Source organism: Pseudidiomarina halophila, from assembly GCF_003987215.1.
In the GTDB taxonomy this organism is placed as follows: domain Bacteria; phylum Pseudomonadota; class Gammaproteobacteria; order Enterobacterales; family Alteromonadaceae; genus Pseudidiomarina; species Pseudidiomarina halophila.
This window is the reverse complement of record NZ_PIPW01000002.1, coordinates 245369-261736: the sequence shown is the minus strand read 5'-3', so window position 1 is coordinate 261736 and position 16368 is coordinate 245369. Positions and strand designations below refer to the sequence as shown.

The 16368-nt window shown below is 54.6% G+C and carries 12 protein-coding genes; 6 read left to right on the top strand and 6 right to left on the bottom strand.

Features of this window, described 5'->3' with window-relative positions:
- Positions 1-91 precede the first annotated feature (91 nt).
- Positions 92-1864 carry a glycoside hydrolase family 3 protein gene (locus CWI69_RS07235; RefSeq protein WP_241971060.1) on the top strand — a complete coding sequence of 591 codons (1773 nt, stop codon included), beginning with the start codon at positions 92-94 and terminating at the stop codon, positions 1862-1864.
- Here the strand turns inward: CWI69_RS07235 and CWI69_RS07230 are convergent.
- Entirely contained in the window at positions 1820-2983 is a 1164-nt protein-coding gene (locus tag CWI69_RS07230) for a M14 family zinc carboxypeptidase (protein WP_126763318.1), read from the bottom strand. The two genes, CWI69_RS07235 and CWI69_RS07230, sit on opposite strands and share 45 nt — an antisense overlap.
- A complete protein-coding gene (locus CWI69_RS07225; RefSeq protein WP_241971059.1) occupies positions 2980-5868 on the bottom strand; it encodes an FAD-binding and (Fe-S)-binding domain-containing protein in 2889 nt (962 codons plus the stop codon). Before CWI69_RS07225 ends, CWI69_RS07230 begins: the two co-directional genes overlap by 4 nt.
- A 70-nt stretch (positions 5869-5938) precedes the next feature.
- Here CWI69_RS07225 and CWI69_RS07220 point away from each other — a divergent pair, with 70 nt between their 5' ends.
- Positions 5939-6787, top strand: a complete 849-nt coding sequence (locus tag CWI69_RS07220; RefSeq protein WP_126763316.1) for a MurR/RpiR family transcriptional regulator — start codon at positions 5939-5941, stop codon at positions 6785-6787.
- A gap of 12 nt (positions 6788-6799) precedes the next feature.
- On the opposite strand, the gene CWI69_RS07215 is transcribed toward CWI69_RS07220, so the two are convergent.
- From CWI69_RS07215 to CWI69_RS07200, 4 genes are all read right to left on the bottom strand, one after another.
- Entirely contained in the window at positions 6800-7969 is a 1170-nt protein-coding gene (locus tag CWI69_RS07215; protein WP_126763314.1) for an exo-beta-N-acetylmuramidase NamZ family protein, read from the bottom strand.
- Complete coding sequence (gene murQ, locus CWI69_RS07210) at positions 7966-8898, bottom strand: N-acetylmuramic acid 6-phosphate etherase (protein WP_126763312.1); 933 nt, start codon at positions 8896-8898, stop codon at positions 7966-7968. Before murQ ends, CWI69_RS07215 begins: the two co-directional genes overlap by 4 nt.
- A gap of 8 nt (positions 8899-8906) precedes the next feature.
- On the bottom strand, positions 8907-10487 hold the full coding sequence (locus tag CWI69_RS07205; RefSeq protein ID WP_126763310.1) for a sodium:solute symporter: 1581 nt from the start codon (positions 10485-10487) through the stop codon (positions 8907-8909).
- A gap of 113 nt (positions 10488-10600) precedes the next feature.
- On the bottom strand, positions 10601-11914 hold the full coding sequence (locus CWI69_RS07200) for a hypothetical protein (protein WP_126763309.1): 1314 nt from the start codon (positions 11912-11914) through the stop codon (positions 10601-10603).
- 112 nt (positions 11915-12026) lie between these two features.
- Between CWI69_RS07200 and CWI69_RS07195 the strand changes: the two genes are divergently transcribed.
- The 4 genes from CWI69_RS07195 to CWI69_RS07180 are packed head-to-tail and all read left to right on the top strand — an operon-like array spanning position 12027 to position 16315.
- A complete protein-coding gene (locus CWI69_RS07195) occupies positions 12027-12923 on the top strand; it encodes a glucosamine kinase nucleotide-binding domain-containing protein (protein ID WP_126763308.1) in 897 nt (298 codons plus the stop codon).
- Positions 12920-13912: a glucosamine-6-phosphate deaminase NagB-II gene (gene nagB-II / locus CWI69_RS07190; RefSeq protein ID WP_126763307.1), complete on the top strand. Its 993-nt coding sequence runs from the start codon at positions 12920-12922 to the stop codon at positions 13910-13912. Before CWI69_RS07195 ends, nagB-II begins: the two co-directional genes overlap by 4 nt.
- A complete protein-coding gene (gene nagA / locus CWI69_RS07185; RefSeq protein ID WP_126763306.1) occupies positions 13912-15036 on the top strand; it encodes an N-acetylglucosamine-6-phosphate deacetylase in 1125 nt (374 codons plus the stop codon). The genes nagB-II and nagA overlap by 1 nt, the downstream gene beginning before the upstream one ends.
- Before the next feature lies 1 nt (position 15037).
- Complete coding sequence (locus tag CWI69_RS07180) at positions 15038-16315, top strand: sugar MFS transporter (protein WP_126763305.1); 1278 nt, start codon at positions 15038-15040, stop codon at positions 16313-16315.
- The last annotated feature ends 53 nt before the right edge of the window (positions 16316-16368 follow it).

The window sequence follows — 16368 nt, the reverse complement described above, 5'->3', positions numbered from 1 at the left end:
AGTATTTACGACAATCCTATTCGCGTGCGCGAGCATTAGCGCGTGTACACCAGAGCGCCGCGCGAGCGAACCTTTATCAGAAGTGCGGCAGATGCTTGGGCAAAAGCTCATGCTCGACTTCCGCTATTTTTGTAATGACGGCACCCCAAGCGAGGACTGCCAGCAGGCGGTAACGGAATTGCCACCGGAACTCGCGGAAGTATTGCGTAGTGGAGCCATCGGCGGGGTGATTGTCTTTGCGGAAAACCTCGAAACCACGCCACAAATCATGTCACTCATTGACGCCATGCAGCAGGTCATGCGCAAGCATGAGTTGCCACCTTTGTTTATCGCGCTTGATCAGGAAGGTGGCCGGGTGGCGCGGTTGCCGGATGATATTGTGACGCGCTTTAGCGGTAATATGGCAATCGGCGCGACCTACCCCAACCACGGCACATTATTTGCCGAACGCGTCGGTGCCGGTATTGGGAAAGCAGTGAAAATGCTGGGCTTTAATTTAAATTTCGCGCCCACCGTCGATGTCAACGTTAACCCTGATAATCCGGTAATTAATGTACGAAGCTACGGCGAGGATGCCGGGCTGGTAGCAGCGCTTGGCCAGGCAACTGTCAAAGCAATGCAGGCACAGGGGGTAATGAGTGCACTGAAACATTTCCCCGGACACGGCGACACCCATGTTGATAGTCATACCGGCTTACCGCGGGTCGATCATGACCGTGCGACCATAGATGCTGTCGATTTATTGCCGTTTAAGCGCAGCATTGCAAGTAGCTCACCGCCGGCAATGATCATGACGGCACACATTCAGTATCCGCAGCTTGATGACACTACCTTCATTGCAACTGACGGCGAGCCAACCATTTTACCGGCAACTATGTCGCATAAAATTCTGACCGGGGTGCTACGCCAGGAGTTGGGTTATCAGGGCGTCATCGTCACTGATGCACTCGATATGGCCGGTATCGCACATTATTTTGACCCCTTAGCAGCGACTATTCAGACCTTTCACGCGGGTGCGGATATTGCGCTCATGCCGTACACCATCCGTAATAATGACGACATCGCAGGTTTTTGGCAGTACTTTGCGGGGCTTGAGCGAGCGGTCGAAGATGGTGCGATTGATTTTACTCAGCTGCAAGCCTCTGTCGCGCGTATTGCTGAACTAAAAGAGCAGTACGGGTTGCAAGCGACAGGGAATATGCCCCTTGCTGAACGCATCGAAAATGTGGAAAAGCGATTGCCTCTGGCAGCGAATAAAAGACTTGAGCGTGAACTTGCTGCGGCTGCACTAACAAAGGTTTTCGACCAGGGTGTGTTGCCCGTCACTACCAACAAGTGGCAACTGGTGATGCCTGATACCCTGCGTTGCCAGGCTTTTCGTCAGGCGTTTGCAGCACAGCAGCCCGGCAGTTCGGTCGACTGTTTGAGTCTGAGTGAGTTACCTGAAGGCACGCCATGGCAAGACTGGGATCCAAACGCCACACTGGTGATTGGCGATATTACCCCCCATCATAGTCTCGCTGAAATGGGTGGTATGGATGATTTGAAAAACTGGCGCGACCGTCCGAGCAAGGATGCGCAGTACCGCTGGATTGAGCAGGCATTGACCGCTTCTAAAGCGCGCCAGCAGGCCACAGTGGTAATCGCTCTGCGCGCCCCTTATGTGCTCTCGCGTTTCGCCGGTTTGGCTGATGCAGCACTCGCCAGCTACGATTACAGTGCCTATGACCCCATTGATGCGGTGACCGGCACTAATATACACAGCCCCAGCGTGGCGGCTGCGGTCGCAGGCTTACTGGGCGCGCCCACGCCTGGCGTATTACCCGTTACTGTTTTCCCTGCTGAGACCGAGCAACCGCAATAAAGGTTCGGCCACCTCTCCTACCTTCACTAAGCCCGGCAGTGTCAGCTGCCGGGCATCATGTTCAACAAAACCGTGAACACCGCGGGCATCACCAATAAAGTCAACGTATAAGGATTGCGAACCTTTGTTACGACAGATGCAGATATCCGTCTGGAACGGCTCATGGGTACCGTCACTTACGGTGACTTGGGTCAGTTTAATATCGCAAAAGCCATCGGCGGTATTGGCTGGAATGCCATAATAGTCGGCCAGTGTCTGGCCGCGATGTACGTCACTCAACAAGGCTTCCAGAGCCGTCTGCAGGGCAATCACATTGAGCCGCCGTGCCACCTGACGATGGGGATCATCACGGTGCGCACCACTTTCAATCAATATGGTACTGGCGCCGGTGCCGGCAATGGTATCGCCAAAGGAGCGCGCCGAGTAACTGTCGTCATAACGCGCGGTCCCCTGCGGCAGCCAGTGCGACAAAATTTGTCGCATGTGGGCAATCAGTTGCTTTGCCTGTAGCCGCGCACTATCGACATGCTTATCGGGGTGATACGCCGGGGCTAAAAACGCAATAGTCGCTGGCTCGGCACTATCACCCACCGCATAGTAGGGATTTTGGTCGTGCAAATTAAACGCCACCGTAGGCTGCAAGTCCTGCACCTGTTGCCACAATAAACGCCCTTCGGGACTCTGCTGCACCAGCGCATCGCGGTTAATATCGATACCCTGGGCATTTTGCCGGGTGTTTTGGGCCGCACCATCGGGGTTGAGCATTGGAATAACATGCAGGGTAATCAGCTCCTGCCAGTCCCCTGGCAAACTTGCCGGCGTCCGCTCAAGCAGCAGACGCAGCCAATCCAACACTGCCGCAGTGGCGGTCGGCTCATCACCATGCATTTGCGTCCAGGCCAGAACAACCAACGGACCCTGTCCGATCGACAAACGCTTGATAGGCGTACCAAGGTAGGAATCACCAATGGTCGCTACCCTGAGCCCTTCATGTTGTGCAAGTTCATCCACAATTGGTGCGATATCAGGGTAACTGAGATGCCGGCGATCGAGTTGCGACCATTGTAGCGCAACGACGTCCTGCTCAAGTGCAGCTATTGCGGCATGGGGATGACTCATGCTGAAACTCCTTCATGATTAACGTTGCTGGTACTGGTTTTGCTATGGCTTATGGCGTCGAGCAAAAACGCAATATGTGCGTACGCCACGCCACTATGTTGGCTCAGGCCGATTTCACAGGTACGACTATTGCTTACGCCTTGACTGCAACCCTCTGGTACCTGCGCAGCCAAGGGGGCAAGTGCACTGCTATTTAACTCCGGCAGGGTGAATCCTTTATCACCCGCAAAGCCACAGCATTTAATACCATCGGGCTCAATAACACTGGTGCTGCAAAGTTGCGCCAGCTTGCGTAAAGCCAGTCCATTATCAAGGCGACGACTGCTACAGGTCACGTGCAGCAACAATGGCTCTTTGCTCGGCTCCAGCACCAGACGAGGCACCACGTGTTGATACAAAAAAGTGCTGAGCTCAAAGGTTTCGATGCCCTCGCAGTCATCAATTTGCAAGGCACAGGGACTGGCGTCGAGTACTATCGGCCAGCGGCCTTGCTCACTGGCTTGCCACAGCAACTCGCGCAGTTGTGCCCGGCGTTCAGCAGCCTGCTGTGGGTAACCTTTACTTTGCCAGGGCTGACCGCAACAAGATTGTGCCGCGGCATCCGGCACGAGCACTTCAATGCCCGCCTTATTGCAAAGGCGCACCACAGTATCGGGCAACGAAGGTTGCTTCGTCCCGGCGTAACCGAACAAGCGGTTTGGACAAGTGACAAAATAAACCACTTTTTCCGCAGCAGGTTGCGGCTGCTCAGTCATTTGCCTACTGGCTGCGGGTGGCAGTTCGGGCATGCCCGCAGGCGCAACTTTATTAAGTAGCTTGGGTGCAACTTTGCCGACTGTGCGCGCGGCGCCCAGGCCAAATCGCGCGATCTGCAAACTGCTGGCTAAATGTTTCGCGGTCCAGTTCGCCATACCCCTATGCGTTGCTTGTTGTGCGCGTAATTGCTGCACCCAGGTGCCGGTATTAATACCAACGGGACATGCCGTTGCACAAAGTCCGGTCGCGGCACAGGAGTCAATGCCCAAATGCTGGAAATCCTGCTGGATCTGGCGCTGGTCAGCGGGACTTTGCTGCTGGGCTCGACGCATAAGGGCGATGCGTTGCCGCGGTGACAGGGTGTAATCCAGCGATGGGCATTGTGGCTCACAAAACCCGCATTCAATACAGGCATCCACAGTCGGATCCACTGCCGGCAGCAGCTTCAGATCTTCAATGTGCGCATTTGGATTAGCATTGATGATCACCCCCGGGTTAAGAATGCCAACGGGATCAATCAGCTGTTTCAGCTTTTGCATCACCGCCAAGCCAGCACCGCCCCACTGTGCATACAGGTACGGCGCCATATTGCGGCCAGTACCATGCTCTGCTTTTAGTGTGCCGGCAAACCGCTCAGTAACCAGGGTCGCTACCGCTGCCATAAAACTGGCGTAGCGTGTAGTCTCTGCTACCGTTTCAAAGCCCTGGGTAAAGACAAAATGGACATTGCCATCCAACGCATGACCGAAAATGATCGCTTCATGATAACCATGTTCAACGAACAGCTGCTGCAAGGCCGTAACTGCGTCGGGCAATTGATCGAGGGGAAAGGCAACATCCTCGATAATTACTGTGGTACCACTGGCACGCACCGCTCCCACGGCGGGAAACAGGCCTTTACGGATTTGCCAGAGTGCAGCTGCGGTCGCCGGATCGCTGCTAAACGCAGATAAAGGCTGCACCCCGTCAACTCCGGCAAAACATTGTTCGATTTCGGCAATTCCCTGTTCGAGTTGCCCGACAGTGTCACGCCCGAGTTCGATTAACAGCGCGACCGCATCGGCATCCGGTGTGGTCGGTGCGTACGCCTGCAGCAGATCACGCACCGACGCTAACGAACGGCCATCCATGAACTCCACAGCCTCGACGCCAATGGCTTTGAGCTTGCTGATCACTGCACAGGCAGCGTGGCTGTCGGCGAACAGATACAAGCCGGTGGCACTGGCTTTGGGTACAGCAACCGTCTGGTAAGTAATGTCGGCAATAAAGCCAAGGGTTCCTTCGGAGCCAATTAATAAATGGCTCAGCATCGCCACCGGATCCTGGTAGTCCAGCAGGGCGTTCAGGCCATAGCCCATGGTATTTTTAAGGCGGTATTGATGCGCAATTTTAGCTTTGAGGTCGGCATCCCCGCGCACCTGCTCACCAAGTTGTTTGAGCTCGCCCAGCAACTGCGCGTGGCTCTGGCGAAACGCCGCCACTGAGTCGGCATCCGAGGTATCGACCAGAGTGCCATCGGCCAGAATAAACGTCAGTTCCTGCAAGGTGTGGTAGCTGTTGTGGCGCACGCCGCAGCACATGCCGGAGGCATTATTAGCGGCAATCCCACCAATTTTACAGGTGTTAATCGAGGCTGGATCAGGGCCAATTTTGCGTTCAAAAGGAGCTAGCTTACGATTCGCTTCGGCACCGATAACACCGGGTTGCAAACGTACCCGGGCACCCTGCTCGAGAATAGTGATCCCTTGCCAATCGCGGGTCAGCAGCACCAGCACCGAGTCGGATATCGCCTGTCCTGACAAGCTGGTACCTGCGGCACGAAAAGTTAAGGATACCTGGTAATGTTGCGCCAGCTGCAGCAGTTCGCGCATCTCATCAGCACTGGCAATTTCAACCACTAACTTAGGCACTTTGTGATAGAAGCTGGCATCGGTGCTGAAGGCAAGACGGCGGGTCAAGTCGGTGAACCGCCGGGACGACGGCAAAAGCGCAGCTACGCCTTGCAGAAAGGCTGGATTCAGCGCAGAGCCTTCGTTCGCCGAAGTGGCGTTAGCCGAAGTGGCGTTAGCCGAGCTTTCGTTAGCCGAGCTGTCTTTGCCAGAATTTTCGTGCCCGGAAATCTCACGCACCAGAAACTCCTTTTGATATTCGCTTCAACTCGTTTATATTTGAATAAATAATTCCACAGGGTAGGACATCATGTCCGCATTTGCGAAAATAAAAGCCATACAGCATTCATTATCGGCCAGCGAAGCCAAGCTTGCCTCATTCACCCTGGCCTCACCTAGTGCCATGCGCGACATGTCGTCGTCGCAGCTGGCAAAAACCGTTGGCGTAAGCCAGTCCAGCGTAGTCAAATTTGCCCAGAAACTGGGATACAAAGGTTACCCGGCGTTTAAATTATCGGTGGTCGATGCACTGAACAAAAAAGCTCATCAGGCGGCCCGCTTACACGGCGAAATCACCCTGGACGATGACTTTAACGACATGGCGGATAAGTTGCTGGCCGGCAAAATTAACGTGCTCAGCGAAACCCGCAACCTTAACGAGAAAGAAGCCTTTACCGATGCCGTACAGCGCTTGCTCGGTGCCCATCGTATTCTGGTCAGCGGGGTCGGCGGTTCCGCACTGGTCTGTAAAGATCTCTGCTACAAACTGCAAAAACTAGGACTGCAAGCACAAGCCGACGCCGATAGTCATATCCAGTTGGCCATTGCCGCTACCTTGTCAGCCAGCGATGTGGTGATTGCCATCAGTGAGTCGGGCACCACGCGCGAAGTCACACGAGTGATTAAAGAAGCGCAACGGCATAAATGCCAGATTATTTCTATCACCCGCTATGGCAAAACCGCGGTCAGCCAGTTGGCCGACGTCAAACTTTACTCAGTGGCAGAAAGCGAGTCGACACGACTTTCTTCTATTCATGCGCGCACCGCACAAAACCTTATCATCGACTTGCTGTTCATTGCGCTGATACAAGCTTCCGAAGCCGGCCGCACGACTCTCGCGCAAACCAACAAAGCATTTCAGCGCCTGCGTGGCGGCTGATTCTTTGCTTGATTACGGATACAGCAGGTATGGCTGACGCCGCTTTTTAAACGCGGCAAGGTCTGCTTGCCAGCTGTCACGAATCTCAGCTTCCGACTGTCCTGCGATAATGGCTTTACGCAAGGTGTCGGTGCCACTCAGCTTATCCATAAAGTCCGGCGCGGTAAAAAATGTCACGCCCGCAGCATCGAACTTTTGATAGGCAGCAATGAACAAGCCTAAATCTAGACCGTGCAGGTCACTTTCGCGCAGATCTTTCCCGTAAACGGTTTGCCCTTCTAATTTCGGCGACGGGGCACTGTTTGGCATGCTGCGCGGGCTAAATTTAAATTCGCCTAAATGCACTTCGTCATGGCCCATGACCTGAAACGGAAAGTCCGTACCACGGCCAATGCTAACGGCGGTTGCCTCAAACAGGCACAACGAAGGATACAACTGAATCGCCTGCGCATTTGGCAAGTTCGGACTCGGCGCTACGGGTAACACATAAGGCTGCGTGCGCTCATAGTCAGCCACCGGAACTACGATTAACTCGAGGTCGTCGGCGGCATTAATCCAGTCCTCGCCCTTGATCATCTGTGCTAACTCACCGACGGTCATGCCGTGCAGTAGCGGAATTTCGTGCATACCGACGAACGACTGAAAGGCTGGATCTAACACGGGACCATCCACATAGGCGCCGTTCGGATTCGGCCGATCCAGTACCAGCATAGCAATACCTTGCTCCGCCGCCGCTTCCATCACATAGTGCATGGTGCTGATATAGGTATAAAATCGTGCCCCGACATCCTGAATATCGAAGATGATGGTATCGACATCCGCCAGCATTTCCGCCGAGGGTTTCTTGGTTTTGCCATAGATGGACAGAATCGGCAGCCCGGTGCGTGGATCGAGCGCGTCATTGATGGTTTCGCCAGCGCCAGCATCACCGCGGAAGCCGTGTTCCGGCGCCAGCACTTTGACCACTTCGACATCTTGCTCCAGCAAGTAATCGACCAGGTGCTGCTCACCCACCCGCGAGGTCTGATTGACCACCAAAGCGACACGCTTACCGCTCAATAGGGGTAAGTACTCACTTGCGCGTTCAGCGCCGACCCGAACGTCTGTTTCAGCACTGCTACAGCCCGTTAATGTGACACCAATAAAGCCAATCAGAACCATTATCCGGACCAGCATCCTCATGATTTCTGCTCCACTGCACGACGTAAAAAGCCATCTTGCTGGGCCAGGAGTGATTCGGCCTCATCTAGTTCAGCGCCGGTTAAAATCATCAATATGGCCAGTTTAGCGCGGTTTTTCGCGGCTTTGAGCGCTTCTTCTGCAGTTTCGCGGCTGCAATCGGTGGCTTGCATCACGATACGAATCGCCCGTGCCCGCAACTTCTCATTGCTCGCGTTAACATCCACCATCAGGTTTTCGTAGGTTTTGCCCAGCCGGATCATACTGGCGGTACTAAGCATATTCAGTACCAGTTTCTGCGCGGTACCCGATTTCATGCGGGTGGAGCCGGTTAAGGCTTCTGGGCCCACTACCGGGCAAATACCAATCTGCGCAGTGGTCATCAATGGCGAATCCGGATTGCAGGTTACTGAGACACTCACACAACCGATACTGTTGGCGTATTCGAGCGCGGCGACAACATAAGGCGTGCGGCCACTCGCCGAAAGCCCGACCAGCACGTCATTGTCACTTAAATTGACAGCTTTCACGTCAGCGACACCGGCATCGCGGTCATCCTCAGCACCTTCGACCGCAAACTGAATGGCGTGCTCGCCACCGGCGATGATGCCCTGCACCAGATCGTCCGGCACGCTAAAGGTTGGCCGGCACTCGACCGCATCCAGAATGCCTAAGCGACCACTGGTGCCGGCGCCGATGTAAAACAACCGGCCGCCCCTCTGTAAGCGTTCGACAATAGCATCCACCGCTTCAGCGATACTGGGTATTTGCGTGGATACCGCGGGTGCCACACGGGCATCTTCATGATTAATTTTGCGCAGGATCCCTTCACTCGAAAGGATATCGATTTCCATCGTCTCTGGGTTGCGCCCTTCGGAGACGATTTTATTTAACTGTGCCAGCAATTCGGCGGTGCGGTTCGAATCTTCCATAGCTACTCTTATTGGTTAGGCTCGTCGACATGAGCTCCCTTAGCTGACGAGCCGGTCAAACAAATTAAGGTCGAAATTGCGGTGCCAATCATAAGCTGCCAGGTAAAGCCGATATCGGTCACCCAGGCCGCTGGCCAAATTGCATCCATAACATAAGGTTGCATCAGTAAAGGTACGATAAAGCCTATGACCAATGCTGCGGCCACCGAAGCGGGGCTGCCGCGCTTGCTAAATAAAGTGACGAAGTACACGCCCAGCAAGCCACTGTACGAAAACACCATAACGCTTAAGGCAAACTGCAACAGCGGCGTATCGGTGTATTGCTGCCAGTAGTAGCACAAGCAAGCCATAAGCGCTAAGGCGGCGGCAACAACCGTCATCCCGAGCTGCCCCGCCCGCACAAAGTGTGTGTCGCTGGCACTGGCATCGCGGCGCAACTTCCACGGCCGGTAGATATCCTGGATCAGTACGCTCGACATTGAGTTTAGACCTGAGTTCAGGGTCGAAAGCGCTGCGGCAATAATACCTATAGTGACCAGCCCACGAACACCGGCGGGGATCTCCGTCAACACGTAATACATGAAAATAGTGACAGCTTCACCGGCAAAGGTCGGTACCGGTCCGTCATCCTGCCCACTTGCCATAATATCTGGCCGTTGGTAGTAGATATACAGCAATAAGCCGATCACGATAAACAGCAGCATAACCGGGATCACCATGACCACTGACATCAGCATGGCTTTGCTGCCTTCTTTGGCATTTTTACAGGTCAGCACACGTTGCGTCATGTCCTGGTCGAGACCAAAGGCGGCAATATTAAGCAGCACGAAACCGGTCAGCACTGACCAGATATTGAATACCCCTGAGCTGCTGAAATCCACGTCGGTATCGATCAGTTTCAGCTTCGACGGCTCGCCCGGAGCAGGATTCTGCAACGCTGTCACCAGCTCGCTAAAGCCAATAGGGATAGCGTTATAGAGCACAATGATGACAGCAATAGCGGCGCTCACATAGATACCCGCTTGCAGTACGTCTGAATAGATAACGGTGCGGATGCCACCATACACTGTGTACAGCAAACCCGCGAGGGTAATGATAAGAGTTGCGGCAATGACACTGCTGGCGTCAAAGTCACCAAACAGAATCATCGCCACGGCAATAGCTGCCATATAAAGCCGCGCGCCGCTGGCAAAAATACGGCCGAACAGGTACATAACACCGGCCTGGCGTTTCGCCGCGCTACCAAAGCGTTGTTCCAGCAGCTCGTAAACCGTGTAGACCTTAAACTGATAGAATTTCGGGATCAGAAAGATGGCAACAAAGCCCACGGCAATGAAAGCACCGATGTTAGTAGCCAGATAAGTCAGATCACCGCGGTAGCCCTGGTCCGGACCACCAAGAAACGTGGCCGCCGACTGCGACGTCGCCAGCACCGAAATCGCCACCACCCACATGGGCATCTTATTGCCGCCCAGGAAGTAATCCTGCGTCGACTTATTGCGGCGGTTAAACAACCAGCCACTGCCGAGCAAAACCAGCCCGTAAGCGATGAAAACCAGTACATCAGCGAAAGAATAGTAACCGAGCATAAAGACGTTTCGGGTTAAGTGATTTACCGCTTAGAATAGATTATTCCAACTTTAATGTATACCAGGAATAGAAAATAGGGAAAGAAGGGGCAGCCCCTCCTTTCCGTAGCCCGCTACTGTGGGGGATTTGTCAGGATCTGCTGTACGGTTTCTTTCAGCAATTGCTCAAGTTTGGCGCCAGCAAAGCCTACGTTTTCATAGCTGTCGCCTTTGACAGAGGCTTGCGCGGCAACAGTAAATTCGCGCGTGCCGGCAGCTAAGGGTAAGCAAATATGGGCAAGCGCCACCACTTCACTGGTGCCACGGGTTTCGCTAGGTCCAGCACCAAGTTTATGGAAGATGCGCCAGTTACCATTGGTCGCTTGATCTAACACCTGTTGCGTACTCAATCCCTCAAGTTCCGGTAAGTGCGTCTGCAGTGCCGCAGCGATCGCACGGTGCGGCATTAAACTCGCGCCCGCCATCATACCGCCGGCATTTGCGCTGTTTTCGCTATGCCCGGGTCCGTAAAACAGCATCATCACTGCATCATCAGAAAGACCTGGCAGCTGCGTTTGCGGTACCCGTTTGTGGCTTGCCAGACGCTTTAAAAATTCCGCTGAGGCAAGGGTCGTCATTGGCTTGTTGCCGGTTAAACCGCAATCCTCACAGCGGTAGCTAAGCATGCCCGGGTCGCTGTCGCGGGCGACGAAAGCGGCTTTCACCGAACGCGATGGCGTGCGCCAGTAATCACCGGTCGGCGCAAAGGCTTCAGGCCCATAAGCACCGCGGAATTTAACCTGCGGCTGGCCGATATTGAGCCAGGCGTCGTGAAACAGCGCAGTTAAATAGTCGCGGCCGGCAAGATCAGCGAGATAATAGGCATAAGCATTGGAATTACCATCAGCCGCTCCCGAGGTTTCGTAGCTATGAATGCTGGTAATTAAATCGGCAAGCTTAAGCTCGCCCACCAGGGTGTCAGGCTGCGCGAAATTATCACTTAGCAGCGACAGCGCACCGCTGAACGCCATGATTTTTGACGTACTCCACGGCTCGTAAAGATCATCATGGGTTTCGGCATTGCCAAGATAGCGGAACGCTAACTCATCGCCCTTGCGCGCATAATCAATGACCAGCACCTTGCCAGCATCTGCCGGCATCTCAAAATAGCTCCAGTCATGCGCACTGGCTTCGACCCAGCCTTCCGCCGTGCCGGTTTCAGCCACCGTCTGATAAGCCGAACTATCAGCAGCAACTGTAGGAGCACACTGCTGCCAGCGCATCTCCGGGTGTGCTGGTGCAAGAGGGGCAGCCCCCATGACTTGCTTATAATAGGCCTCGCCCTGCGGATCATCCGAGCTTTGTAGCGCATAGGCTGCAGGCATAATCACGGTCAAACTTAGCGCACCCGCAAATGCGCGAAACATCTTACTTGTTGTTTTTTTCATCAATCGATTCCTTATTATTCCCGGATCAAGAATAAAGTATTACAACTCATAGGGCAAAGTATGGCAGTATGTTGACCATTCGCTGGCACAAATCAATCTATAAAGTGAGGCCATGAAGCACAAAACCTCTTCTCTCTATTACGTGGGCGTTGATGGCGGTGGCACCAAATGCCGCGCTGAACTCTACAACCCACAGGGTGACCTCCTCGGCTCCGGTGTCGCTGGTTCAGCCAATATTGCCCGACAGGGTAACACCGCTGAGCAATCGATTCTCAGCGCTGTCCGTAACGCTTTCGATGCCGCCGACATTGATCAACGCTATTTGGGCGACGCTTGTGTTTGCGCAGGGTTAGCCGGCGCTAACCTGCCCTCAGCAGCTGCAACACTAAGCAAATGGCAACATCCGTTCCAGCAATTCCACTTTACCTCCGACCTGCACACCGCCCTGTACGGTGCGCACGCCGGAGAAAATGGTGCGGTATTAGTGATGGGCACGGGTTCATGCGCCGCGGCACTGGTCGATGGAAACCTAACCCAGTTCGGTGGCCATGGTTTTCTGCTTGGCGATAAGGGCAGTGGCGCCTGGCTTGGCAAACAGGCGGTGATGCATACTCTGGAAGCCATCGATGGCGTCGTCGAGCGCGGCGAACTGGCCGAAGCTGTATGCAGTCATTACCAATGCCAAAGCGCGACCGATATCGTCGACCGGCTGATTCAAGCTAATCCCGGCGTGTTCGGTGAGATTTGCCCAATCATTCTCAAGCTCGCACGCGAGAACGAGCCGACCGCCCGCGCACTAGTTGAACGCGGTAGTCGCTATCTGAGCGACATCGCCCGCAAAGCCGTGCAATTAAGTGGCGGCAATCTGGTCATCGCCGGCGGTGTGGCAGAAGCCATGACACCCTGGCTTGACGAAGACATTCGCAGCGCCCTGCGTCCAACCCAGTTTGGCCCGGAATGGGGCGCAATTTTGCTTTATCAGAACGGCGGTTTAGGAGATGTATCATGAGCCACCAGATGGCGGATGAAGCGAAATCCGCACCGGAAATTATTGCCCGGCAGCTCGAGAATAACGCTGAACGTTGCCAGCAAATTGCAGCAGAACTTCAGGCTATACCGCCGCGCACCATCATGATGATCGGCCGTGGTACCTCGGATCATGCCGGCGTCTTTGCCAAATACCTGTTCGAGGTAGGCTGTGGCGTCCCGGTGTTTGCCGCCGCCCCCTCGGTGGCTGGTGTCTACAAGCGCACGTTAAAGCTCGAGGGCTGTCTGGCAATTTGTATCTCACAATCCGGGCAAAGCCCCGATATCGTGCAACAAGCCCAGCTCGCCAAAGCCGGCGGCGCCCGCGTACTGGCGCTGGTCAATGTGGTCGATTCGCCGCTGGGTCGCCTCGCTGACGATGTTTTACCCCTGCATGCGGGGCCGGAACTGGCAGTAGCCGCGACCAAAAGCTATCTCGCCAGCCTGAGCGCACTCTGTCAGTTGTGCGCTTACTGGCAGAAGGATCACGAATTGCTCGAAGGCCTGAGCGCCTTACCCGACGCATTGCGACAGGCCCAGCAGTTACCCCCACAGCTACAGGCAGAACAACTTCAGGGCTTGCAACATTGTGTGGTATTAGGCCGCGGTTTTGGTTACGCCATTGCCCGCGAAGTTGCCTTGAAATTAAAAGAAGTGTTGAGCATCCATGCGGAAGCCTTTAGTAGTGCTGAGTTTTTGCATGGCCCGGTGACGCTGGTGGAAAAGCAGCTGTGTATAATCGACCTGCAAATCGATGACGAAGGCGGCAGCACCCACGAGGAACAGATGAAGGGCATTGCTGCGCGCGGTGCTAAGCTGATCCACATGCATGTCCCGGTCATGCCGCATCCGCGCCTGCAACCGCTGGTATTGATGCAACGCTTCTACCTTGATATTGAACAGGCCGCACGGCAAATGGGGCTCGACCCAGACGCGCCGCCCGGACTGAAAAAAGTAACGGAAACCCGCTAATGTTTGTCTGTGAACAGGTTCTCACCCCGCAGGGCTGGCGTCAGCAACAGCTGATCACCGTCGACAATGGCATCATCACGGCCATGGACACTGCGCCAGCCAACCACGACTATCCCGTATACAAAGGTCAGCTGGTTCCCGGCTTTATAGACATCCAGGTTAATGGCGGCGGCGGCCTGTTGTTTAATCAGGAACGTAACCCAGCGGCCTTGCAGAAAATTATGGCCGCCCATCGCGAACATGGCACCACCGCCATGCTGCCGACTTTGATCACCGATAGCTACGACGCCATGCGTGATGCGGCAGCGGCGATGAAAAGTGCCAGACAACAAGAAATTCCAGGCATTATCGGCGTGCATTTTGAAGGCCCATGGTTAAGCACCGCCCGCAAAGGCGTGCACAGCGAGCAGTTTATCCGGCCGCCAAGCGAAGACGAAATTGCCTTACTCAGCGATCCTGAACTTGGCACTGTGCTGGTCACCCTGGCACCGGAAAACGTATCGCCGGAAACCATTCAGCAACTTGCGGAAGCTGGTATTAAAGTATTCCTCGGTCACTCCGATGCGACCGCAGCGCAAGTCAATGCGGCACTGGATGCCGGCGCCATCGGCTTTACCCATCTGTACAACGCCATGTCGCCGTTACAGTCACGCGCACCGGGCATGGTAGGCACCTGTTTAGCGCGCGATTGTTACGCCGGACTTATCGTCGACGGCTACCACGTGGATCCACAAGCCTGCCAGGTGGCCTTCCGCGCGAAAGGTAAAGAACAGATGATGCTGGTCACAGACGCTATGGCTCTGGCGGCGACAGACGCGAACGAAGTGCCTTTCTTCGACACCCGCATTCTGCGTGACGGCGACAAACTGACAACTCCGGATGGCACCCTCGCCGGCTCCTGTCTTACCATGATTGCTGCCGTGCGCAATACCGTACAACAGTGCCAGGTTAGCCTTGCTGATGCGGTAGAAATGGCAAGCCTCACACCCGCCCGTATGCTGGGCCTGGATCACCTGCTAGGTAGTATTGAAGTCGGTAAACAAGCCGATTTTATGCTGCTCGACGCCGAACTTAACATCGTGCAACTGTGGCAACAGGGCACGGCTATTCGAAAGGACGCCTGATATGCGCACCGTTATCCCGATGATCACCATTGGTGTGTTGTTTTTTATTTTCGGTTTTGTCACCTGGCTTAACGGTGCACTGATCCCGTTCCTGCAAATCATCTCTGATCTGAATGAGTTCCAGGCCCTGCTGGTCGCGTTTTGTTTTTACATCGCCTATGTCGTCATGGCGCTACCGATGTCATGGATTCTTGATCGTACCGGGTATAAAAACGGCATGGTGCTGGGGTTAATGCTGGTCGGCGTTGGTCTGTTCTTGTTCGTGCCCGCCGCGAAGACCCATTACTTCAGTATTTTTCTGTTCGCGCAATTTGTCGTTGGCTCAGGGCTGACCCTGTTACAGACCGCATCGAATCCATACATCGTGCGTATTGGTCCACATGAGTCGGCCGCTGCCCGCATCGCCATTATGGGCATTCTGAACAAACTGGCCGGTGTTTTTGCTCCGCTGTTTTTCACCTGGCTGGTACTGTCTGACTTTCCCAACGTCAGCGCTGCGAGTATCGCCGAACTAAGTGCCACTGAGCGTGCCGCACAAGTCAGCGCCATGGCCGCCAATATCATTCCACCTTATATCGGTATGGGTGTTGCAATGCTCGTGTTAGCACTTGGCCTGTTCGGCATCAAACTACCCCATATTCGCGAGGAAGCCCCCTCAGGGGCGGATGTCCACACTTCGGTGCTGCGCTACCCGCAACTGGTGCTTGGCGCAGTTGCGCTGTTTTTCTACGTCGGTGTCGAGGTCATCGCCGGCGATACCATCGGCATGTACGGCTCACGACTAGGCTTAGCCAATTACGCAAGCCTGACCTCATACGTGATGGCGGCCATGGTCGTCGGTTATCTACTTGGCCTGATACTGATTCCACGGCTGCTTAGCCAGCAGGCTGCACTTACCGGCTCGGCTGTTCTGGGACTTATTTTCAGTGGAGCACTACTCCTGAGTTCCGATACCAGTACCGCGATAGCCAGTGCAATCTGGGGCTGGACCAGTGTGCCCGTGGTGCCGAATTCAGTCGCCCTGCTTGCCTTGCTTGGTCTCGCCAACGCCATGGTATGGCCAGCAATCTGGCCACTTGCGTTAGCCGATCTGGGTAAATTTACCGCCCGCGGCTCCGCCATTCTGATCATGGGTATTGCCGGTGGTGCCGTCCTACCACTGGTTTACGGCGCTCTGGCAGACGTTTACAGCGCCAAACATGCGTACGCATTGCTACCCATTGGTTATGCTGTGATTTGCTGGTACGGACTGGTCGGACATAAGAAGCGAAGCTGGTGAAATTCGTAGTTTCAGGCTAAGCTGAGAGCTTAGAAGAACAATAACCAGAGTCG

Bases quoted from the DNA above. Each gene is read 5' to 3' on its own strand.
- CWI69_RS07200 (WP_126763309.1), bottom strand. From the start codon at position 11,914: ATGAAAAAAACAACAAGTAAGATGTTTCGCGCATTTGCGGGTGCGCTA.
- murQ (WP_126763312.1), bottom strand. From the start codon at position 8,898: ATGGAAGATTCGAACCGCACCGCCGAATTGCTGGCACAGTTAAATAAA.
- CWI69_RS07205 (WP_126763310.1), bottom strand. From the start codon at position 10,487: ATGCTCGGTTACTATTCTTTCGCTGATGTACTGGTTTTCATCGCTTAC.
- nagA (WP_126763306.1), top strand. From the start codon at position 13,912: ATGTTTGTCTGTGAACAGGTTCTCACCCCGCAGGGCTGGCGTCAGCAA.
- CWI69_RS07195 (WP_126763308.1), top strand. From the start codon at position 12,027: ATGAAGCACAAAACCTCTTCTCTCTATTACGTGGGCGTTGATGGCGGT.
- CWI69_RS07180 (WP_126763305.1), top strand. From the start codon at position 15,038: ATGCGCACCGTTATCCCGATGATCACCATTGGTGTGTTGTTTTTTATT.
- CWI69_RS07220 (WP_126763316.1), top strand. From the start codon at position 5,939: ATGTCCGCATTTGCGAAAATAAAAGCCATACAGCATTCATTATCGGCC.
- CWI69_RS07215 (WP_126763314.1), bottom strand. From the start codon at position 7,969: ATGAGGATGCTGGTCCGGATAATGGTTCTGATTGGCTTTATTGGTGTC.
- nagB-II (WP_126763307.1), top strand. From the start codon at position 12,920: ATGAGCCACCAGATGGCGGATGAAGCGAAATCCGCACCGGAAATTATT.
- CWI69_RS07230 (WP_126763318.1), bottom strand. From the start codon at position 2,983: ATGAGTCATCCCCATGCCGCAATAGCTGCACTTGAGCAGGACGTCGTT.
- CWI69_RS07235 (WP_241971060.1), top strand. From the start codon at position 92: ATGCTTGGGCAAAAGCTCATGCTCGACTTCCGCTATTTTTGTAATGAC.